Below are 20,353 nucleotides of genomic sequence, written 5' to 3' on the forward strand. Positions count from 1 at the left end.
TTATCGTGGCTATGCTATAATGGAATTAAATTCCTCCAGTGGGAGTTTAATCTATTAATATCATCACATTCATATTTATTAAGGAGTGGCTAAAGAAATTGAAATCAGCTGATCAATATCTTATCCGCCATGCGAAACTAGAAGATGCAGAAGCAATTTTTGCTATTCAGCAATCTGTGATTGCCGAAGAAGATTATCTGATAACTACTATCGAAGAGTTTAATCAAACACTGGAAGATCAACAGGCATGGGTCGCTAAAATTTTGCATCATAATGAGAGAGAAACTATCCTAATTGCGGAAGAAACCAATAAAGTAATTGGCTTTATTGTCTTTCAAACAAAAAATAGACAAAGACTTAATCACACAGGATCACTTGGGATGATGATAAGTAAAAAGCATAGAAGTAAAGGAATAGGAAAATTACTTATAAAAGCACTACTAGCATGGGCCAAAGAAAACCCGCTGATTGAAAAAGTTAGCTTAGGTGTTTTCTCAACAAATACTAGGGCTATTTCTTTATATACTTGTATGGGATTTATAGAAGAAGGTCGTAAAATAAAAGAAATCAAACTGTCAGAAAATGAATATATAGATGATATTTTAATGTATAAAATGGTGATCTAAATAGAACCAACTAATTTTTAAAGAGAAAAGAGGGAAGCAATATTAATAAGAAATCAGCTTTTCAAAGAGAGCTAAAGTCGTGGATTATTGCACTTATTTGCGCATTACTATTTGTGTTTATTTGCCGTAACTTTATTTTTGCCCCTGTTAAGGTAATAGGACAATCCATGCAGCCAACATATGAAAATCAAGATAGAGTGATTGTCTCTAAAGTTGGCCAAATCAAGCATTTTGATACCATCGTCTTTCATTCACCAATAGAAAAAGAAGATTATATAAAAAGAGTAATCGGCTTACCTGATGATACGATTGAAATTTATGATGATACACTTTATATTAATGGCGAAAAATATGACGAACCATATCTTCAAGAGAAAAAGAAGCATTTACTTCCTAATCAGAGATTGACGGAAAATCTTAAAGTTACAGTACCTAAGGGGCATCTATTTGTATTAGGGGATAATAGGCAAAATAGTATGGATAGTAGACAGCTTGGTTGTATATCAGAGGATGCTGTTGTCGGGAAAGCTGTTTTTCGATTTTATCCTGTTATGGAAAATTATTAATTAATAAAAAAACAGTCTTGGATAGGAGCTCACGTCCAGAACTGTTTTTTTATTTAGAACGATTTACAAATTCACATACCATTGCTTATGTAACATTTTCTCTAATTGAATGACACCATGTCTTGCCAATTCGTTTATTCGCTCTGTAACTTCATTTATTTGTGTCTCTCCAGTTTTGCAAAGTATAATTGCCTCTTCAATAAGAGACTCGCGACTTTGGTCTAATTGTTTAAATTGATTCATGCGTGAATTTATTTTTTCCCCATTTAGTTCTTCCTGCATGTTTTGTATATTATTTTAGATACTAATGATAAAAATAGAAGAAACTGTTTGTTTACATAATATTATTATGATGAATTAAAAACTTGTCTAATTATGAGGGTTGACACAACTGTTATATCTGTATATACTGACTATATACAGATATAACAGTTGAAAGGTGTTTCTAATGAATATTTTTATCTCCAATTCCTCAGAGGAGCCTATTTATTTGCAAATAGTAAAGCAAATAAAAGAGCAAATAGTAGCAGGTGAACTAAAAGAAACACAATCTCTTCCTTCTATTAGAAGTCTTGCAAAAGAACTTAAAATTAGCGTTATTACAACTAAAAGAGCCTATGATGAACTTGAAAAAGACGGTTTTATTGTTACAGTCGCTGGAAAGGGCTCATATGTTGCAGCAATAAACAAAGAAATACTTCGTGAAAACAAATTGACAACAATCGAGGAACATTTAACAGAAGCCAGCAGTACAGCTAAGCTAATCGGGTTAACATTAGAAGAATTACAAGAAATATTAAAAATTATTTATAAAGGATGAGCACAGTGGAAAACACATTAGAACTTATCAATGTATCGAAGAGCCGACAAGGTTTTTCTTTAGACAAGATTAATATTACCTTAAAAAAAGGATTTATAATGGGCTTTATTGGTCCAAATGGAGCTGGAAAAAGCACAACAATCAAACTAATTATGAATTTAATCAAAAAAGATAGCGGCATGATTAAAGTCTTTGGATTAGATAATGAAAAGCATAGTATGAAAATTAAAGAGAGAATTGGCTTTGTTTATGATGATAATCACTTTTATGAAGAGTTAACAATAAAAGAAATGAAGAACATCATCCGCCCATTTTATTCACAATGGGAAGAAAGCACATTCCTTAAATATGTTAAGGATTTTTCTCTACCAATGGATAAAAAAATCAACGAGCTGTCAAAAGGGATGAAAATGAAATTCTCATTAGCTATCGCTCTTTCTCATCAAGCTGAACTCTTGATTATGGATGAACCAACTTCTGGTTTAGATCCACTGGTTCGGACTGAATTGCTAGATGTACTGCAAACATTAATACAAGACGAAAATAAGGCAATCTTTTTTTCGACTCATATAACCTCAGATTTAGATAAGATAGCCGATTATATTACTTTAATTAATAATGGACAAATCATTTTAAATAAAACGAAGGATGAGCTGTTAGAAGAATATACTATGGTTAAAGGCAAAGATAGCACACAGATTATCAATGATAAAAATTTAATCGGTTTAAAGAGTAATGATTTTGGTTTTGAAGCATTATGTAAAAACAAAGAAGAGGTAAGAAAGCAATTTGGAAATTCTTATTTCTATGAAAAGCCAACTTTAGAAGATATTATGGTGTTTTACACAAGAAGGAGTGGTGGTCATGTATCATCTAATTAAAAAAGACATTCTTATCCAAAAAAGATCAATAGCCTTATCACTATTGTTAATTTGTTTCTTCTCTGTTTCTCTTTCCAGTCTTGGAGAAGTTGGACTAATGGTTGGAATACTAGCAATTACTTATCAACTCCTTCTGGGAGCAAGTGCATTAGAAGATAAAAATAACAGTGATAAAGTTCTTATTAGTCTTCCGATAAAACTATCTACCATAGTATTATCAAAATATGTGTCCATCTATGTTTATGCAGCTTTTGCAGCAATTGGCTTTTATCTGATCCATGTTCTTGTGAAACTATTTCACATTCCGTTGGATGTTCCTTTTAGTTATATCATTCTCATAGGGGGAGCAATAATGGTAACAATATGTTTTTCTATTTCTTTACCTATGATTTTTAAATTTGGCTATTTAAAAGCCAAAATGGCTAACTTTATTCTTCTTTTCGTAATAGTGTTTGGAACAACTGGTATAATGAAGTATTTTGCAAAACTAGATAATCAATTTATCCAAGAAACGATGATTCGTTTATCGACATTATCAAAAGCAGAACTGGGATTAATCCTGATAATTCCACTTCTTCTTCTTCTTCTAGTATCCTATTTTATCTCACTGAGCTTTTATAGTAAGCGAGAATTTTAAATATAGTGAAAAGAAAGAACATGTACATTTAAAGGTACTGTTCTTTTTTTATTTGCCACTCCGCTATCTAAATGTATACCTGTCATTAAAGTTTTAAATCTCTTCTAATTAATTTCTCATCATTACCGCGCATAATATCTCTTATGTGCGGTTTTTTAAGAATTATTGTATACTAGAATTATTACTATATAGATTAGGTGGCAATACATATGATCACAAAAGAAACATTATTTTCTTGGTATGAAGAAGAGTTAACGCTCTTTCGAACAGAAATGGATAATAAGGACTACAGTATATTTACGATCGATAATTATTTACGGGACATCTATTTATTCCTCGAATTTATTACACGAAAAAAAGAAGTATATATGGACTTAAATTCAGTAAAAAAATTACAGGTTACCCTTTTTATGAACGAACTAAAAACTAAGCGCGCAAATTCTGCTAGTTCGAGAAATAGAAGATTGACAGCCATTCGATCCTTTTATAAATGTTTAGTGGATTATGAGCTTGTCCTAAAAAATCCCGCTATTGATTTGGAGAGCGCGAAAGAACAAAAAGGAAAACTACCAAGTTATTTGGAAAAAGACGAATTAAAATCTTTTTTTGAGATGATTGGCAAGGTATCCCAAAAGCAGCATCAAAGACGGAACAAAGTCATCCTTGGACTCATGGCATTTGCAGGATTACGGGTAATGGAAATACACTCTCTTAATCTGTCGTCCATTAATCAAAACAGGGGGATTCACGTACTGGGAAAGGGAAATAAAACTCGTTATATTCCGTTACCGAAAAAGTTGATGGAAGAATTACAATTATATATAGAAGAAAACAGGATTTTCCCCATGAAAGGACAGGAAGATGCACTCTTTATTTCAAGGAGAGGGAAGCGAATATCCAGAAGACGTATTCAAGAAATAACGGAGCGGATCATTGATCAAATGCGAAAAGAATATCCGGAGCTAAAATGGAAGGAAAAAGGGATTTCTAGTCATAAATTACGACATAGTTTTGCGACACATTTAGTTAGAGATGGACGAGATATCCGAACAGTACAAGAGCTACTCGGTCATACTAATTTAAATACAACACAGAAATATACGCATGTATCTGATTTACAAAAAGAGCAAGCAATGGACTTGGAAATTTCAGAATACATATAAGTTTATCATAACTTTATTATGTAAACTAAATGACTTTCTTATTCATAATCGGACATTTGACAGCATATATATATCCATGATGTATGTTAAAAAGCAATCTCTTTTATTTGCTAGAACAGAAAAAGAATGACGATAAAAGTAAGATTAGTTTGTCAATGAAAGATAAGGGAAGTGTTTTGATGCCAAGTAAAAAGCATTCAATTATCGTCCATGCAAATGCAAAAAAGGTTTGGGATTTTGTTCGCTCTATGAACAACTGGGCACCATTAGTGCCAGGATATGTGAACCATGAAATCATCAACGACACAGTATCAACTTGGGAATTTAAAATTGATATGGGGCTTTTTAAGAAAAAAATAGAAATGAAGGTAACAATATTAGAGTGGAAAGAACCTACAAAGGTTACCTTTGACTTAGAAGGAATTAATGATCATTTTAAAGGAAATGGCTATTTTATGGTAGAGGTAAAGGATGCTAATTATACGAAAATGACAGGCTATTTAGAAATTAATTCAACTGGTACTTTTCCTACTATAACAAATAATCTTATGGAGCCCAAGCTAGAAGAAATCGCAGAAGAATTGACAATTGCAGTTAGTAAGGCTATTGAGGATTTGCAATAATATGATTATGTTAACTTAAAGCATTAAATGATAAAGGAATATTCTTTTAATCATTTAATGCTTTTCTAAATTTTATGTAAATTTCCCTTTCCTATACTTGGTTAAATAGGCATTGTCCATTATGATAAAGATTACTAATTATTTTGGAGGTTTGTCATTGAAAAAAGGACAACAATTGAAGAATAGGACAAATTTTTTAGAAATTTTCCTTATTTCCACAAAGCTAGGATTGACATCATTTGGTGGCCCCGTTGCACATTTAGGCTATTTTTACGATGAGTACGTAAGTCGAAGGAAATGGCTGGATGAGAAAAGCTATGCTGATTTAGTTGCCCTTTGTCAATTCTTGCCTGGTCCAGCAAGCAGTCAGGTTGGGATAGGGATAGGAATTTTACGGGGAGGACTCCTCGGTGGGATTATTTCTTTTTTAGGATTTACATTTCCTTCTGTTATTGCTCTAATAATCTTTGCTAGGATGATAGATGTCTTAGACATAGGGAATGCGGGTTGGATACACGGTCTAAAAATAGTTGCGACAGCCATTGTTGCCCATGCGATATTTGGTATGGCAAAGAACTTAACACCAGACCTAAAAAGGAAGACCATTGCACTTTTTGCATTAATACTCACACTTTTATGGCAAAGTGTCTTTTCCCAGGTAGGAGTAATTATTTTATCAGCTATCATTGGTTATTTTCTTTATAAGCAGCAAGTGAGACAACAAAATCAGGTGGATATTTCTTTTCCAATTTCAAAACAAGTAGCAAGTGTTTCTTTAGTCTTATTTTTTTCCCTTCTGTTTCTTTTACCGATTATTCGCGAGGTATTTTCATACCAATGGATTGCTATGTTTGATAGTTTTTATCGTTCTGGGTCTTTAGTGTTTGGAGGAGGACATGTAGTATTGCCACTTTTAGAGCGCGAATTTGTCCCAGGTGGATGGTTGAGTGAAGCATCATTCCTAGCTGGATATGGTGCAACCCAGGCAGTTCCTGGTCCTTTGTTTACCTTTGCTGCCTATATTGGAACCGTCTTAAATGGATGGGGAGGGGGACTACTCGCGACATTCGCCATCTTTCTGCCAGCTTTTTTATTAATTGTGGGAACACTCCCATTCTGGAATTTTGTCAGAAAAAATCCAAAAATTCAAGGAGCTATAATGGGTGTAAATGCTGCGGTTGTTGGTATTCTAGTCTCATCTTTTTACCAGCCTATTTGGACAAGCAGTATCTCAGATGCGAGTGATTTTGCTTTTGCAGCCATTTTATTTTCGATGTTAGTCTATTGGAAACTGTCGCCATGGATTGTTGTTATAACGGGTGCATTGGGCGGGATGCTGCTTCCTTATTTGTAGTTATAACTTTTCTAAAAAAACCTATAAACGAGAGAGCCTCGTTTATAGGTTTTTTGGTGTTTTAAGCTTGTGTTAATTGGTTATATAAATTTCCCATTTCAATGGCATTAACGGCAGCTTCCCAGCCTTTATTTCCAGCTTTTGTACCTGCTCGTTCAATTGCTTGCTCGATGTTTTCTGTTGTAAGAACTCCAAAGATAACAGGTATTTCTGTACTTAACGAAACGTTTGCTACGCCTTTTGCTACTTCATTGCTTACGTAGTCAAAATGAGGTGTTGCACCCCGAATAACAGTACCTAATGTAATAATAGCATCATAATTACCAGACGCGGCCATTTTTTTGGCTGCTAAGGGAATTTCATATACACCAGGCACCCACATAACAGAAATATTATCCTCGTTTACTCCATGTCGGTTTAATGCATCTTCTGCTCCAGATAAAAGCCTTGTTGTAATAAATTCATTAAAACGGGATACAACAATCCCGATTTTTAAATCAGTCCCAATTAAATTTCCTTCAAATACTTGTTTCATTCTTTATTCCACCTTTTGTAATAAATTTTGTCGGTATTGAATTAAATCTTGAATCGTAATCATTTTCAAAGCAAATTCTTCAGCGATTTGCTTTAAATCATCCACTCTTGCCATTGTTCCATCTTCCTTTAATACTTCCACGATCACTCCAACTGGATTAGCACCAGCTAGTATCGCTAAGTCAACAGCAGCTTCAGTATGTCCATTGCGATTTAGCACACCGCCATCCTTTGCAATGAGAGGAAAGATGTGTCCAGGTCTTGTAAAGTCATCGGCTTTAGCGTCTGAATCAACCATTTTGCTTATAGTAAAAGCTCGTTCATATGCACTAATCCCTGTTGTTGTCTCTTTATGGTCGATACTAATTGTAAATGCAGTGCTTCTCGGATCTGTACTATTAGTAACCATTGCAGGAAGGTGTAGTTTTTCTGCTAAATTTTGTTGAATAGGGACACAGATTAGACCGCGACCCTCTTTTGCCATGAAATTGATCATTTCTGGTGTAACGTGATCTGCCAAGCCGATAAAATCTCCTTCATTTTCACGATCTTCGTCATCGCAAACAATTACCACGTTGCCATTTTTTAAATCGTTTAATGCATCTTCTATGGAATCAAACATCGTTTTCTTCCTTTCGTTTAATAAATTTATGATTAAAAACCATTTTCTCTTAAAAATGAAGCAGTTAATGTTGAATCTTTTTTTATAGCTGGATTTTTGTCTCTATTCATAAAGGAATAAAAGTACTTAGCTAAAAGATCAAATTCAATATTCACTAGTTCACCTTTTCGCTTATTCCCAATCATGCTTACCTTAGAAGTATGCGGGATGAGTGATACAAAAATAGAGGTTGGAGTCGTTTGGAAAACCGTTAAACTCGTTCCATCAATGGTAATAGAACCTTTATCCATTACTAAGTGTATTTGCTCCTCTGGCATCTGAATTTCAACTAATGTACTATTTTCTATTTTTTTTGTTGATATAATCATGCCCGTACAATCAACATGCCCAGACACAAAGTGCCCGCCAAACCTTCCATTGGCAGCCATTGCTCGTTCTAAATTAACAATTGTGCCGCTATTTAGAAGCCTTAAAGTCGTATCGTTAAACGTGTTTGGCATAACATCGACTGTAAACAAACAATCACGGAAGGCAGTAACTGTTAGACAAACCCCATTTACGGCAATGCTGTCACCAATTTTCATATCCTCGAGAATCTGTTCTGCTTGAATCGTTATAGAAATAGTGTGCCCCGTCTTTTTACTATGCTTTACAACACCTAATTCTTCGACTAATCCAGTAAACAATGGAAATTCCTCCTTTCTGCAGAGTGTATTTATAGCTCTTAAATAGCAGGGGGTCAAACATTATATGGATAGAAAAAAACACTCCTTAAAGTCCATAAAAATACAAAATAAAACCCCGTATAATAAATTTATACGGGGTCAAATACATACTTAAATAAACATGTGGACGATAGAATAGCTGTTTTTTATGGATTGTTGTTTGTACTTAACGCTGTCAATGGGCATTTCACCATTCTTTTCAAAAAAGACCACTCTAAGCTTCAGTATATTTAGCAGTGATCACTTCAACTGTGAGCGCCCTTATTACTGCATCTCAAATACAACAAAACATCTCTATAGAAAAACAGAAACAGAAAAAGAAAGGAGACTCATTCTTTTCATTCTATCAATCATACCATTTTGTTTATTGTTATTTGCCTTCTCCCATCCAGACTTTACTGTCGGCTTTGGTTTCTCACCAAATCCACCGTTTTATAAATTTAAATCTTACAAAACGGGTCACGGGCTTAGAGTTTTACGTCCACTCATCACCGCCGGTTGGGAATTTCACCCGACCCCGAAGGCGATCACACATAGTGTGTAATCATAACTATTTAATTAACTGTATCGTACACCTTTTCCTTTTAATTATCAAATATTTTCTTTCAAGCACCATCTTTGCACTTCGAGTAAAGGGAAAAATAATCTCAATAAGGTGTTTCTTTTATCGAATTGGTCACACTAAAAGAAAAAGGGGTGGCACAAGAATGAAAATTACAGAAAATGTTTTTGGCTATCGTACAGCAATTGCAAATATAGCATATATAGCAGGACTAGGAAATAGGAAAGAGGAATGGGTACTTATCGATACAGGCGTTCCTTATTCTGCTCCATTTATTTTGAAAAACACAGACCAACTTTTCAAGGGAAAGAAACCATTAGCAATCATTCTAACACACGCTCATTTTGATCATATCGGTGCATTACAAACACTTGTTAAGAAATGGAATGTACCTGTGTATATACATGAACAAGAAATTCCCTATTTGGAAAGTAAGAAGAAATATCCGCCACCTACGCCATTAAGGGAAAAAGGGATGATGTCCTTTCTTTCACCATTTTACCCGCGAGATGGCATTGATTTTCATTCCAGTATCAAGCCTATTCCATGGGATGGTTCTTTACCATATTTAGATGACTGGAAATGGATTCATACGCCAGGACACACGGAAGGACATATTTCCTTATTTAGAGAAAAGGATCGGTTGCTTCTAGCAGGGGATGCGCTAATTACAGTCAAACAAGAGTCATTATTTGCCGTTTTAACCCAGAAAAAAAAGATTCATGGTCCACCCGCATATTTTACACCAGATATAAACACCAGCTTCCAATCGATAGAAAAGCTATTAGCACTAGATCCGCAAATTTTATATACAGGACATGGTATGCCAATGTACGGAGCTGAAATAAGGGAGGGAATTAGGGAACTTCTTTATCAGTATAATACAGAGAATTTAGTAAAAGAAATTTAATTAATCATAATATAGTTATGTAAACTAAAAGTAGACAAATCATTATTTTGCCATCCCATATTTATAGGTGTTTGGAAAAAAACGATTTGTCTTTTTATTTTTCTCTATCATTTTGAGATGGCTATAGCGTCATTTTTTGCCAAGATATAATCCTTTAACGAATAGCTATTTCATGATACCCTTAATAATTAGAAGATTGATATAGTTAGGAGTATTTTTATGAAATTAGTAACTTGGAATGTTAATGGAATTAGAGCTTGTGTGAAAAAGGGCTTTCTAGATTTTTTCCAGCAAATAGATGCAGATATCTTTTGTCTTCAAGAGACAAAACTACAAGAAGGACAAATTAAACTAGAATTAGAAGGCTATCATCAGTTCTGGAATTATGCAGAAAGAAAGGGCTATTCAGGAACAGCCGTTTTTACAAAGGAGAAGCCACTTTCTGTTCAATATGGCATTGGAGAAGACTTTGAGGAATTGGAAGGGAGAGCCATTACCTTAGAATTTAAAGACTTTTTCCTACTGAATGTATATACCCCTAATTCAAAGCGAGATTTAAGCAGATTATCTTATCGAGTTGAATGGGAAAAACAACTAAAAAACTATATATTATCATTAGAAGCTATTAAACCTGTTATTTATTGTGGGGATTTAAATGTGGCTCACCAAGAGATAGATTTGAAAAATCCGAAGCCGAATATTGGAAATTCGGGATTCACAACTGAAGAAAGAAACGAAATGACAAGCTTACTTGAATTAGGATTTGTTGATAGCTTTCGATATCTATACCCAGAGCGAACCGATGTCTACACATGGTGGAGCTATATGGCGAAAGTAAGAGAGAGAAATATTGGCTGGCGTATTGACTATTTTATCGTTTCTAATCAATTAAAAGAGCGCATCCAAGATGCAACTATTCATTGTGATATAATGGGAAGCGATCATTGCCCTGTACAACTTGATATAGAAATATAATTTAATAAACAGGGCATTTTTATCATGCTATCATGTTAGAAAACAAATATGGTACAGATGCCCTGTTTTGTTGTGCAGATATCAATCCATTTAAAATAAATTTATATCGTTTCATTATACATATTTAGAAGGAGCGAACCGCAAATGAATTTAAAAGGAATTCATCACGTTTCTGCGATGACGGCAAAAGCAAAAGAAAATTACTCATTTTATACAAATATTTTAGGTCTACGGCTGATAAAGAAAACAGTCAATCAAGATAACCCCTCTGTCTATCATTTGTTTTATGGGGATGAGCAAGGCAGCCCAGGAACAGAACTAACATTTTTTGAAATTCCCCATATGGCTCTTAACAGAGAAGGAGTAAGCAGCATTTCTGCTACTTCTTTACGTGTTCCAAGTGATAAAGCATTAGAATTTTGGCTAAAACGTTTCGAAGAATATAATGTTAAACACGGAGAAATCTTAGAGAGAGCAGGCAGATTAACATTAGAATTTAGAGATTTTGAAACACAACGGTTCTTTTTAGTATCTGATGAAAACGATAATGGAGTGAAGGCTGGTATTCCTTGGGAAAAGAGTCCTATACCAGCAGAGTTTGCGATTACAGGTCTTGGACCAGTACAATTAACGGTAAGACGCCCAGAAGCGACTATTAGCGTTTTAACTGATTTACTTGGGTTCCGCTTAAAAACTTCGTATCCATCCACTATGGAGAATCAACCCCCTATTCTGGTATTCGAAACAGGGGAGGGTGGCTCTGGGGCGGAGGTACATCTAGAGGAGCGAAACGATTTGAAAGTGCAGCGCCTTGGTAGAGGCGGTGTTCATCATGTAGCTTTACGAGCGGATAATGAGGAAGAACTTTATTATTGGATTGAAAAGGTGAATGAAGCTCGCTTCCAAAACTCAGGATATGTAGATCGTTTTTATTTTAAATCACTGTATTTTAGAGATCCGAATGGAATCTTGTTTGAAATTGCTACAGATGGCCCTGGTTTTGCAACAGACGAAGATCTAAAACATTTAGGGGAATCTCTTGCACTTCCACCATTTTTAGAGTCTAAGCGGTCAGATATTGAGGCAATCCTAGAACCATTAGACACAAATAGAAAAGAAAAGTAATAGCTAACCGAAACGATAAACGAAAAAACAAAGTAGTATGCAAATATGCTACAATATTGAAAGAAACAATTGTTGGAATTACTAGGGGGAAAATGAATAATGAAATGCGTATCAATAGATTTAGATGGTACCTTGCTAGATGACCATCATCAAATATCTGAAGCAAACCGAATGATTATTCAGAAATTAAAGGATCAACATATAGAAGTAATTTTAAATACAGGACGTCAATACGCAGATGTTATTAAAGTAGACGGCGTAAAAGAATTAGAACTTCCCATTTTTTGTTTAAATGGCAGCATGATGTACGACGAAAAAGGAAAGCTACTATATGAAACACAAATTTCCATTGATTTATATCAAACTTTACTTAAAGTATTACAAAACTTGGAAGTAGGAGTTCTAGTTTATACGAATCAAGGTGGATTTCCAGGAACATTGCCAATGCTTCGCGGCAAATCATGGGATGAGATTCAAACACTCTTTGATCAACAAGATTATGAGGCGATCCTGCATTTAAAGGATGTAAAAATTTATAAGTTAATCGCCGTTGTCGATGAAACACAGCTAGATAAAATCGACCACGTTAAAGAAATGCTTAGAAAATATGAGGCTATTTCGTTTTCCTCTTCTTTTCCTAACAACTGTGAAATCACATCAACTGATGCACAAAAAGGGAAAGCGATTAGACGGTATGAAAATCTTCGGAACCTTACTTTTAATGAGATTTACTCATTTGGTGACGGAGGTAATGATATTACACAATTTGAAGTATCAACAAGATCTTTTGCCATGGAAAATGCTCCTGAAGAAATCAAAAAAAGAGCAAGCGACGTTACGAAAAGTAATAATGAGGATGGGTTTGCATACGCCATTGAAAAGATTCTGAAATTAGTGTAACCATCATATATTAGACTAGTTAAAGCCGGGATCTCTATACTAACTTCTGGCTTTTTCGCTGTGAAAATCGATACGAAGAATAGGAGTCGAATCTACTTTGAAGAAAATTGTGTTTACAGGCGGGGGATCTGCCGGCCATGTTACCCCTAATATCGCTATCATAAATGAATTAAATAAACAGTACTGGGATATTTCGTATATTGGCAGTAAAGCGGGGATTGAAAAGGACTTAATCGCAAAGATTGACATTCCATATTATTCTATTTCGAGTGGTAAATTAAGAAGATATTTATCAAAAGAAAATATAAAAGATATATTCAAAGTAATGAAAGGCTGTTATGACGCAAGAAAAATTTTAAAGAAAATCAAACCAAATGTTGTTTTCTCAAAAGGTGGATTTGTATCTGTACCTGTTGTCATCGCAGCCCGCCAGTTGAAAATTCCTGTCATTCTGCATGAGAGTGATCTAACACCAGGTTTAGCCAATAAATTGTCTGTCCGTTTTGCTTCAAAAATTTTTACATCTTTTGAAGAAACCTTACATTATCTGCCAAAAGAAAAAAGTAAAGCAATCGGTTCTCCGATTCGAAAGGAAATACTAACTGGATCTGCCTCTAAAGGGAAGTTCTTCCTTGGTTTTACTAGTCATAAGCCGATTCTTACAATTATGGGGGGGAGTTTAGGGGCCAAGAAAATAAATGAAATCGTTCGTGATAATTTAGATACATTATTACAATCCTATCAAATTGTGCATCTATGTGGGAAAGGAAATCTTTCAGAAGATCATGCAGGGATAAATGGATACAAACAATTTGAGTATGTCTATAATGAATTAGCTGATATCCTAGCAGCGACAGAATTCGTTATTACGAGAGGCGGATCTAATTCTATTTTTGAATTTCTTGCCTTAAAAATTCCTATGCTTATTATTCCATTAACCAAACAGCAAAGCAGAGGAGATCAAATATTAAATGGGAAAGTCTTTACGGAAAATGGTTACTCCTATATGATAGAAGAGGAAGCATTAACAAAAGAGCATTTTCTTCATACCTTAAAACAAATGCAAGAAAATAAGCAAGGTATGGCAGAAAAGATGGAAAAGAACAAAAGCAAAAATGCTTTAGAAGAAATTATAAAAGAATTAAATCGCTATTAATATACATGTATCAGGCTATAGGTAGAGTTTGCATCTTCCTCTCTACTTGTAGTCTTTTTCATTATGCAGAAGATGATTTCACTTGATAATTTTGATAGAAAAAGCCAAAATAAGAAAATGGAATTCGTATATTTGAACGGAAAGTAGGTAAAATCCATGCAATCATTTACAGACATTGGATTGTCTTCAACAATTATTGAAAAACTTCATAAACAAGGAATAAAACAGCCAACCCCTATTCAAGCAAAGGTTATTGCACCACTCCTTAAAGGAAGCGATGTAATTGCGCAAGCACAAACAGGTACAGGAAAGACTTTTGCTTTTATATTGCCGATTTTAGAAAAAATGATTATCGATGCAAATCATATACAAACACTAATTTTAACCCCAACTAGAGAACTTGCTATTCAGATAACGAATGAAATCATGAAAATGAAACAGGAAGCAGTAAATGTTCTTGCTGTATACGGGGGACAAGATGTCGACAAACAGTTGAAAGTCTTACAAAAAGACGTTTCCATTGTCGTAGCGACACCAGGAAGATTAATTGACCATATAAAACGAGGAACAATTGATTTAAGCAAAATCTCCTATTTTGTTTTAGATGAAGCAGATCAAATGCTTCATATTGGCTTTTTAGAAGAAATTAGCTATATTATGCGACGTATCCCTAAGTCAAGACAAACAATGCTATTTTCCGCGACTATTTCAAGGGAAGTCGAAAAACTTGCGAAGAAATATACGAAAAACGCCGACTATTTTACTGTTGAAGCAAAACAAGGACCAGCAAAAACCGTTAAGCAAGTAAGTATACATACAACTGATCGTGCCAAGCAAGGTACATTAATGACCTTAGTGAAGGAAGCAAATCCGTATATGGCAGTCATTTTCTGCAGGACGAAACGTCGAGTAACTAAATTATATGAAGTATTGCTCGCAAATAAATTTAGCTGTGGTCAATTACATGGGGATTTATCGCAGACAAAAAGAGAGCAAGTAATGAAAGCATTTCGTGATGGAAAATTCCAATTGTTAATTGCGACAGATGTAGCAGCAAGAGGCTTAGATATTGATGGAATTACACATGTATATAATTATGATATTCCGCAAGATGCGGAGTCTTATGTCCACCGAATCGGCAGAACAGGAAGAGCTGGTACAGAAGGATATGCAGTTACCTTTTATTCATCTGATGATAGACCATTGTTAGATTCAATAGAGAATCAATTAGATATAAAAATAGAAAAAATACAGCAACCCAAAAAGACAGATTCAACTAAACAAAGCGAAGAATCTAAACCAGCGAAAAAGCCATACAAAAAACAAAGCCATACAAAAAAGAAGGACGAAGTTATTCGTTCGTCTCAATCAGATAAAAAGGGAAGTGACAATAAGCGTAAGTCATTTTCAACAAACAATAAACATAGGGGTAATTCAAGTCAATCCCCAACAAAAAAATGGGCGAAACCTAAAAAACGAGATGGAAAAAGATAAAGAAGGTTCCCCTTTGCTTTAGGTTCCTTTTGAGGATTTAAAGGGAGAATTTTAGGCTTAGCTATCCTAATTTTCTACCAGAAAAAACGATTGTATAATGAAGGGAGTTCATTCCATTGTTAAAAAAAGAAATAAATAAGTATATAGAAGAGTGCAAATCACTAAATTCAGGAAAAGTAGTTCTTTTCGAAGAGGAAATGAATTATGTTAGAAAAGAAGGCCTTGCAGACGATCATATGGTGATGGAACAGACAGCTGAGCGTTTTTCTGATTTATATATGGAGCTTGCCAATAAAGAAACAGACGAAGTGGTGCAGGAAAATGCTCAAGAGAGGATTCTTGAGGATACTGTAGACTATTTAGAGAGAAATATAGACATTTATCTCTATGTAGAGACAAAAGCATTTGACATTGTCTCTATCGATTCTATGTCCATAGAAGTTGATTCTGTTTTTGGTACCTATGAAGTTTTATGTGGATTAAAGAGTCCTAAAAAAACAGAAAAAGAAATTCGAGCATTTATGGAGAATCAACTAATAGGTGATGACACGCCTTACCAATTAATGTTCAATGGTAACGATGGCGTTTGGGATGTCAATTTCCCGTTAGAAAAAATCAACGGCTTCGATAAAGAAATGCAAATCGGGGATGCGTTAAAATTAGCTTATTTATTTTTATTCTCTTTAAATGAAAAATTATCAGCATAGCACTTTTTTGTTTTAAAACCGGATAAAATTAGATACATTTCGAATGTTTGGAAGCGAGGGAGAGACTTGACAAAAGAATCAAATCAAAAAATACAGATCAAATCTAGCGAATTTTCATGGAATAGCGAAAACGGTGTATTCCACTTTGACGGCGCTCCAGCACTATTATTTTGGGATAATGCATTTGAGATTTTTTTAAGCACCATTATGGAAATTTCCGGTCCTGATGCATCTAATGCCGTTTTTGAGACAACTGGTTTCCGGATGGGACTGCTAGTAAATGATTATTATCAAAATCGCTTTTCCATTGAAGAAATTATCAAGAAATATAGTGAAATATATTCAAGTGCGGGCTGGGGAAATGTAACGATAACAGCGTTTAACAAAGACAAGCAAACGGTAACGGTACGTTTGAAAAATTCATGGGAGCACCGAATCTTCCAATCTTTAAATCCAAGCCAATCTGCTGTATTATTACCGAGTCATTGGGCAGGTGTTTTTAGCGGACTATTTAAAGAAAAGATGTGGTATGAGTTAACTAAAAGTCAAACGAGGGGAGATGAATATGATGAATTAAACATATTCGTTTCTAACCACACTCCCCATCAAAGTGTCCATGAACTAGTAAGAGGGAAAGAAACAAAATACATTACAGAATTAGAAACAATAGTTGAGGACCGCACGAAAGAGCTATCCACTTTGATCAGGCATTTATCTACACCAGTCATGCCTGTCATGAAAGGCATCCTCGCTATACCGCTAATTGGGAAATTTAATGAAGAGCGTTTTGAAGATTTACTGCAAAAAGGTTTGCAGGAATTTTCCGAGCGTCGAGCAAGTTATTTACTTCTTGATTTAACTGGAATAAGCGAATTCGATCAGTTTATTATTTTTCGACTGCAGGAATTGGTAAAAGCAATTGAATTAATTGGCGGGGAATGCATCCTCGTAGGGATTAATCCACATTTAAGTGTGCAAATTATTCAATCAGGCGTTGATTTAAAATATATCCATACCTTTGCGACATTAGAACAAGGCATTGAATATGCAATTGAAGCTCTTGGTTATCGGATTGAGAAACAACCCTGAGTTAACGAAATAAAATAGTATCCATCCCCATAGCTTAAGAGAATTAACCTTCCTGCTAAACTATGGGTTTTGGTTTATCCGATTAAGAGAGTGCCTGCAATTACATTCATGCATCATTTAGAATTATTCTCCAAATGTCTTATCCCCACAGGCTATGGATTCTCTTAAACAGATTGAATCTGAGAGAATTTAACTTAAGAAGATTCTAAACTTCTTGTAGAATATGTTAAAGAAAAACACTAAACTCTCTTATCTAGATTTGGCAGGAGTAATTAATATTTTAAGAACATAATGGGATCTGCCGACTAAATGAGGATATCATACGAAGTAAGTTACAATCTAGAAAGTCGAATTCCTATCAACATTAAGGAATTCGACTTTCTAGAGCAGATAATTCTTTTTGTATTAGTGCTCGGAATTCAGCGTCTTTTAAAAATTTCAGTTTAAAGCCATTCAAATTTCGAGATAGTTTTGTTTGTTCAAATGAAGTCAAATCATTTGCAAAAAAGGCCAACTCAGTCTGGTTACCGTCTTTATCTGTAGCATACATTGCCGTTGTAATAATAAATGCAGTAGATCCACCCTTTTGCCCTGCATGAACAAGCCATTTTCGATTGTTTGGATTTTCCATTAACTGTTCCATTACTGGATCAAGATATTTATAGATGTTTTCATCAAAATATGTTTTGTTATTTAGTTTTTCCATAATATAGACATAATCCTCTGAAGTTGATCGCGGTAAACGATTAGACCATATTCTTTGAACATCCATGTCTAAAGTTTTCACTATTTGTTTTTTTTCTTCAGCAGCTGGAGGGTGGTTCAGCCATTTATTGTGTATATCCATCGCTCTTTTACGATATTCAGAAATATCCATACTTTTCATTACTTCTAGCATTTCTTGTTTAGTTATATTTTGCTCCTTCATTAGCTGGGTAGGGATAAACAACGCACTTACTATCGGATACAAAGGTTCATGATTTGAAATACCTAGGCTTTCTAGAGAAGTATTAATATTTTCAAGCCTTAGCACATGAATTAAGTATTCGGTATTTGCATTTGAGCTGTAAGCAATCATTCCCTTAGCTACTTCACTTAAATGAACTTTATCTGTCTCTTTACCATCGTTTAGGTTAGCAATCCAAGCTTCATGTGCTCCACCATCTGTTTTAGGAATATAAAAGCTGTTTAGTTCCTCTAAACTAACTTCCTGCAACGGATCAATTTTCCCCTCTGCTGCCTGTCGTGCATATTCCATGGCGATAATAATTTTAACGGTGCTTGCTAAAGGTAACTGTTTATTTTGATTAACTTTTACCCACTTTTGTTTATTATAGTTGATCGAAAGCGCAACTCTTTCACTTTTTGCATTTTCCTTAATAAATTGAAAAATATAATCAGGATCTTCCTTGTTAATTTCCTTCTTAAACATATAAATTCCCATTCCGATCATGAAACTTAGCAAAACGATAATACCTATTGTAATCCATAGTGTCATTTTCAAGACAATCTCCCTCATTTTCTATTTGTAATCTATCTACGAATAATAGGATAGATAAGTTTCAATTTTAAGGGTAATATTCCTCTCTCTTCTTCATAGTCTCTAATTTTCCTAGGTGGTATAAAACAATTGGTCCTGTTTCGCTTGTGGAGAATTATTTACTTTTAGGTTTTAGCAATCTTCTTTATGTTTATGAATACTTTGGAGATTTCTTGCAATTGTAAAGCAATCATTAATCATTAATGTAGCTGATTCACCACAAGAAATAATGAAAACAGTTAATTTATACTACCATAGGAAATAAACTTGCTTTATACTTACTACTCAAATTAGAATATTTTGTTATATTTAGTTAGAAATAGTTAAAGAGCTATAGCTTAGAAGATAGTTCTGCTTTGAGTTTAGATATATTTTTTGTACTACTGGTTAGTGAAGAAGCTTTTTCTTCTTACAGGTAAATATTAAAATAGGAAGGAAGATTTGAATGTCAATAATTGATAAAAAGATATTGATTACAGGAGTAACAGGGACTTTAGGTGGTGAGGTTGCAAAAAGATATTTAAAGGAAGGTGCAATGGTCAAAGGGTTAGTAAGAGACGAAAAGAGTTATAAAGAAATGAAAGAAATCGGCATAGAACCAATTATAGGAGAACTTACTAATCGAGGTTCATTAGTAGAAGCAGCTAAAGATATTGATATTATTATTCATTGTGCGGCTTATTTAGGCGAGGATTTAGAGAAAGCGATGAATTCAAATGTAATTGGTGTGGAAAATTTAGCGAGCGTAGCAATAGAATTAGGTATAAAGAGATTTGTACATATATCAACTTTATCCGTTTATGGCGAGCCAACAGAGGGATATTTTGATGAAAATTTACCAATTACAGAAAGTCATCCGGAAGTATATATTAAGACTAAAGCTCATTCTGAAAGAATTCTTAATAAGTATAAAAATAATGGACTCGGCTTAATCATTTTAAGACCTGGAGCGATTTGTGCAGAGAAAAACTCCTATTGGGGTGATAGACAAGTTGAACGGATGATAAATACCGACATTGTTAACTGGGTAAATCCAGATGACCTTATACCATGGGTACATAGAGATAATTTGATTGAAATGATTTTTGTCGCTATATTAAAGGGTATTAGTGGTGAAATTTATAATGCAATTGATGGAAACTATCCTGATAAAGAATATAGATTAGAATTAATAAATGCTATAGGTAAAAAATATATACTACCAGAGCGCAGATTAGAACGTCCAATTTATTCTAATAAAAAAATCAAAGGATTAGGATATATGCCAGTTAAAACATTGGAAGAAACTATTTCTAACCTTAAGAAACTTGCGTTGGAGCACAATACATATATTAACTAATAAAT

General features: G+C 34.2%; 21 protein-coding genes, 1 pseudogene and 1 riboswitch. Of the genes and pseudogenes, 17 read left to right on the forward strand and 5 right to left on the reverse strand.

What is annotated here, in order from left to right; genetic code table 11:
* The first annotated feature begins 98 nt into the window (after positions 1-98).
* Together NiCM35_RS04610 and lepB are read left to right on the forward strand one after the other, a co-directional pair.
* Positions 99-626, forward strand: coding sequence for a GNAT family N-acetyltransferase (locus NiCM35_RS04610; RefSeq protein ID WP_095328790.1), 528 nt, complete (start codon positions 99-101; stop codon positions 624-626).
* 86 nt (positions 627-712) lie between these two features.
* Positions 713-1,192 carry a signal peptidase I gene (lepB, locus tag NiCM35_RS04615; RefSeq protein ID WP_328587973.1) on the forward strand — a complete coding sequence of 160 codons (480 nt, stop codon included), beginning with the start codon at positions 713-715 and terminating at the stop codon, positions 1,190-1,192.
* 63 nt (positions 1,193-1,255) lie between these two features.
* Here lepB and NiCM35_RS04620 read toward each other — a convergent pair whose 3' ends face one another.
* Positions 1,256-1,435, reverse strand: a complete 180-nt coding sequence (locus NiCM35_RS04620) for a DUF2533 family protein (RefSeq protein ID WP_235850203.1) — start codon at positions 1,433-1,435, stop codon at positions 1,256-1,258.
* A gap of 205 nt (positions 1,436-1,640) precedes the next feature.
* Here NiCM35_RS04620 and NiCM35_RS04625 point away from each other — a divergent pair, with 205 nt between their 5' ends.
* From NiCM35_RS04625 to chrA, 6 genes are all read left to right on the forward strand, one after another.
* Complete coding sequence (locus NiCM35_RS04625; RefSeq protein WP_095328792.1) at positions 1,641-2,012, forward strand: GntR family transcriptional regulator; 372 nt, start codon at positions 1,641-1,643, stop codon at positions 2,010-2,012.
* A complete protein-coding gene (locus NiCM35_RS04630; RefSeq protein WP_204259877.1) occupies positions 2,009-2,893 on the forward strand; it encodes an ABC transporter ATP-binding protein in 885 nt (294 codons plus the stop codon). Before NiCM35_RS04625 ends, NiCM35_RS04630 begins: the two co-directional genes overlap by 4 nt.
* On the forward strand, positions 2,877-3,530 hold the full coding sequence (locus NiCM35_RS04635; protein ID WP_095328794.1) for an ABC-2 transporter permease: 654 nt from the start codon (positions 2,877-2,879) through the stop codon (positions 3,528-3,530). Before NiCM35_RS04630 ends, NiCM35_RS04635 begins: the two co-directional genes overlap by 17 nt.
* A gap of 209 nt (positions 3,531-3,739) precedes the next feature.
* Positions 3,740-4,693: a tyrosine-type recombinase/integrase gene (locus NiCM35_RS04640; RefSeq protein WP_123259424.1), complete on the forward strand. Its 954-nt coding sequence runs from the start codon at positions 3,740-3,742 to the stop codon at positions 4,691-4,693.
* Positions 4,694-4,872: 179 nt separating this feature from the next.
* Positions 4,873-5,316 (forward strand): SRPBCC family protein, encoded by a 444-nt coding sequence (locus NiCM35_RS04645; protein WP_123259423.1) that lies wholly within the window; start codon positions 4,873-4,875, stop codon positions 5,314-5,316.
* Between the two features lie 157 nt (positions 5,317-5,473).
* On the forward strand, positions 5,474-6,670 hold the full coding sequence (chrA, locus tag NiCM35_RS04650) for a chromate efflux transporter (RefSeq protein ID WP_235973253.1): 1,197 nt from the start codon (positions 5,474-5,476) through the stop codon (positions 6,668-6,670).
* Positions 6,671-6,731: 61 nt separating this feature from the next.
* Here the strand turns inward: chrA and ribH are convergent, their stop codons facing one another.
* From ribH to ribE, 3 genes and pseudogenes are all read right to left on the reverse strand, one after another.
* The gene (ribH, locus tag NiCM35_RS04655; protein WP_095257294.1) at positions 6,732-7,205 is read right to left on the reverse strand and encodes a 6,7-dimethyl-8-ribityllumazine synthase; all 474 of its coding nucleotides are present in this window, start codon (positions 7,203-7,205) and stop codon (positions 6,732-6,734) included.
* 30 nt (positions 7,206-7,235) lie between these two features.
* Positions 7,236-7,826: pseudogene (gene ribB, locus NiCM35_RS04660) on the reverse strand (3,4-dihydroxy-2-butanone-4-phosphate synthase); the annotation flags it as partial.
* A 32-nt stretch (positions 7,827-7,858) separates the two neighbouring features.
* On the reverse strand, positions 7,859-8,512 hold the full coding sequence (ribE, locus tag NiCM35_RS04665; protein ID WP_171509633.1) for a riboflavin synthase: 654 nt from the start codon (positions 8,510-8,512) through the stop codon (positions 7,859-7,861).
* A 411-nt stretch (positions 8,513-8,923) separates the two neighbouring features.
* Positions 8,924-9,080, reverse strand: a riboswitch (FMN riboswitch).
* Between the two features lie 178 nt (positions 9,081-9,258).
* Between ribE and NiCM35_RS04670 the strand changes: the two genes are divergently transcribed.
* From NiCM35_RS04670 to NiCM35_RS04705, 8 genes are all read left to right on the forward strand, one after another.
* On the forward strand, positions 9,259-10,023 hold the full coding sequence (locus tag NiCM35_RS04670) for an MBL fold metallo-hydrolase (protein ID WP_095328800.1): 765 nt from the start codon (positions 9,259-9,261) through the stop codon (positions 10,021-10,023).
* Between the two features lie 219 nt (positions 10,024-10,242).
* Complete coding sequence (locus tag NiCM35_RS04675; RefSeq protein ID WP_095328801.1) at positions 10,243-10,998, forward strand: exodeoxyribonuclease III; 756 nt, start codon at positions 10,243-10,245, stop codon at positions 10,996-10,998.
* A 144-nt stretch (positions 10,999-11,142) separates the two neighbouring features.
* A complete protein-coding gene (locus NiCM35_RS04680) occupies positions 11,143-12,123 on the forward strand; it encodes a ring-cleaving dioxygenase (RefSeq protein ID WP_095328802.1) in 981 nt (326 codons plus the stop codon).
* Positions 12,124-12,222: 99 nt separating this feature from the next.
* The gene (locus tag NiCM35_RS04685) at positions 12,223-13,023 is read left to right on the forward strand and encodes an HAD family hydrolase (protein WP_095328803.1); all 801 of its coding nucleotides are present in this window, start codon (positions 12,223-12,225) and stop codon (positions 13,021-13,023) included.
* Between the two features lie 97 nt (positions 13,024-13,120).
* Positions 13,121-14,179 carry an undecaprenyldiphospho-muramoylpentapeptide beta-N-acetylglucosaminyltransferase gene (murG, locus tag NiCM35_RS04690; RefSeq protein WP_123259421.1) on the forward strand — a complete coding sequence of 353 codons (1,059 nt, stop codon included), beginning with the start codon at positions 13,121-13,123 and terminating at the stop codon, positions 14,177-14,179.
* Between the two features lie 156 nt (positions 14,180-14,335).
* Entirely contained in the window at positions 14,336-15,673 is a 1,338-nt protein-coding gene (locus NiCM35_RS04695; protein ID WP_095328805.1) for a DEAD/DEAH box helicase, read from the forward strand.
* 116 nt (positions 15,674-15,789) lie between these two features.
* Positions 15,790-16,380, forward strand: coding sequence for a branched-chain amino acid aminotransferase (locus tag NiCM35_RS04700; RefSeq protein WP_095328806.1), 591 nt, complete (start codon positions 15,790-15,792; stop codon positions 16,378-16,380).
* Between the two features lie 66 nt (positions 16,381-16,446).
* Complete coding sequence (locus NiCM35_RS04705; protein WP_123259419.1) at positions 16,447-17,469, forward strand: STAS domain-containing protein; 1,023 nt, start codon at positions 16,447-16,449, stop codon at positions 17,467-17,469.
* Between the two features lie 364 nt (positions 17,470-17,833).
* On the opposite strand, the gene NiCM35_RS04710 is transcribed toward NiCM35_RS04705, so the two are convergent.
* Entirely contained in the window at positions 17,834-18,967 is a 1,134-nt protein-coding gene (locus tag NiCM35_RS04710; RefSeq protein WP_328824447.1) for a serine hydrolase, read from the reverse strand.
* Between the two features lie 487 nt (positions 18,968-19,454).
* On the opposite strand from NiCM35_RS04710, the gene NiCM35_RS04715 reads away from it, so the two are divergent.
* Complete coding sequence (locus tag NiCM35_RS04715) at positions 19,455-20,348, forward strand: NAD-dependent epimerase/dehydratase family protein (protein WP_433778771.1); 894 nt, start codon at positions 19,455-19,457, stop codon at positions 20,346-20,348.
* Positions 20,349-20,353 lie beyond the last annotated feature (5 nt).

This window comes from Niallia sp. M35 (assembly GCF_050971705.1).
Lineage (GTDB): Bacteria > Bacillota > Bacilli > Bacillales > Cytobacillaceae > Niallia > Niallia circulans_A.

Excerpts from the sequence above, each read along its gene's own strand:
- NiCM35_RS04620 (WP_235850203.1), bottom strand. The coding sequence starts at position 1,435 with ATGAATCAATTTAAACAATTAGACCAAAGTCGCGAGTCTCTTATTGAA.
- NiCM35_RS04625 (WP_095328792.1), top strand. The coding sequence starts at position 1,641 with ATGAATATTTTTATCTCCAATTCCTCAGAGGAGCCTATTTATTTGCAA.
- NiCM35_RS04630 (WP_204259877.1), top strand. The coding sequence starts at position 2,009 with ATGAGCACAGTGGAAAACACATTAGAACTTATCAATGTATCGAAGAGC.
- NiCM35_RS04635 (WP_095328794.1), top strand. The coding sequence starts at position 2,877 with ATGTATCATCTAATTAAAAAAGACATTCTTATCCAAAAAAGATCAATA.
- NiCM35_RS04640 (WP_123259424.1), top strand. The coding sequence starts at position 3,740 with ATGATCACAAAAGAAACATTATTTTCTTGGTATGAAGAAGAGTTAACG.
- NiCM35_RS04645 (WP_123259423.1), top strand. The coding sequence starts at position 4,873 with ATGCCAAGTAAAAAGCATTCAATTATCGTCCATGCAAATGCAAAAAAG.
- ribH (WP_095257294.1), bottom strand. The coding sequence starts at position 7,205 with ATGAAACAAGTATTTGAAGGAAATTTAATTGGGACTGATTTAAAAATC.
- NiCM35_RS04670 (WP_095328800.1), top strand. The coding sequence starts at position 9,259 with ATGAAAATTACAGAAAATGTTTTTGGCTATCGTACAGCAATTGCAAAT.
- NiCM35_RS04675 (WP_095328801.1), top strand. The coding sequence starts at position 10,243 with ATGAAATTAGTAACTTGGAATGTTAATGGAATTAGAGCTTGTGTGAAA.
- NiCM35_RS04680 (WP_095328802.1), top strand. The coding sequence starts at position 11,143 with ATGAATTTAAAAGGAATTCATCACGTTTCTGCGATGACGGCAAAAGCA.
- NiCM35_RS04685 (WP_095328803.1), top strand. The coding sequence starts at position 12,223 with ATGAAATGCGTATCAATAGATTTAGATGGTACCTTGCTAGATGACCAT.
- NiCM35_RS04695 (WP_095328805.1), top strand. The coding sequence starts at position 14,336 with ATGCAATCATTTACAGACATTGGATTGTCTTCAACAATTATTGAAAAA.
- NiCM35_RS04710 (WP_328824447.1), bottom strand. The coding sequence starts at position 18,967 with ATGACACTATGGATTACAATAGGTATTATCGTTTTGCTAAGTTTCATG.
- NiCM35_RS04715 (WP_433778771.1), top strand. The coding sequence starts at position 19,455 with ATGTCAATAATTGATAAAAAGATATTGATTACAGGAGTAACAGGGACT.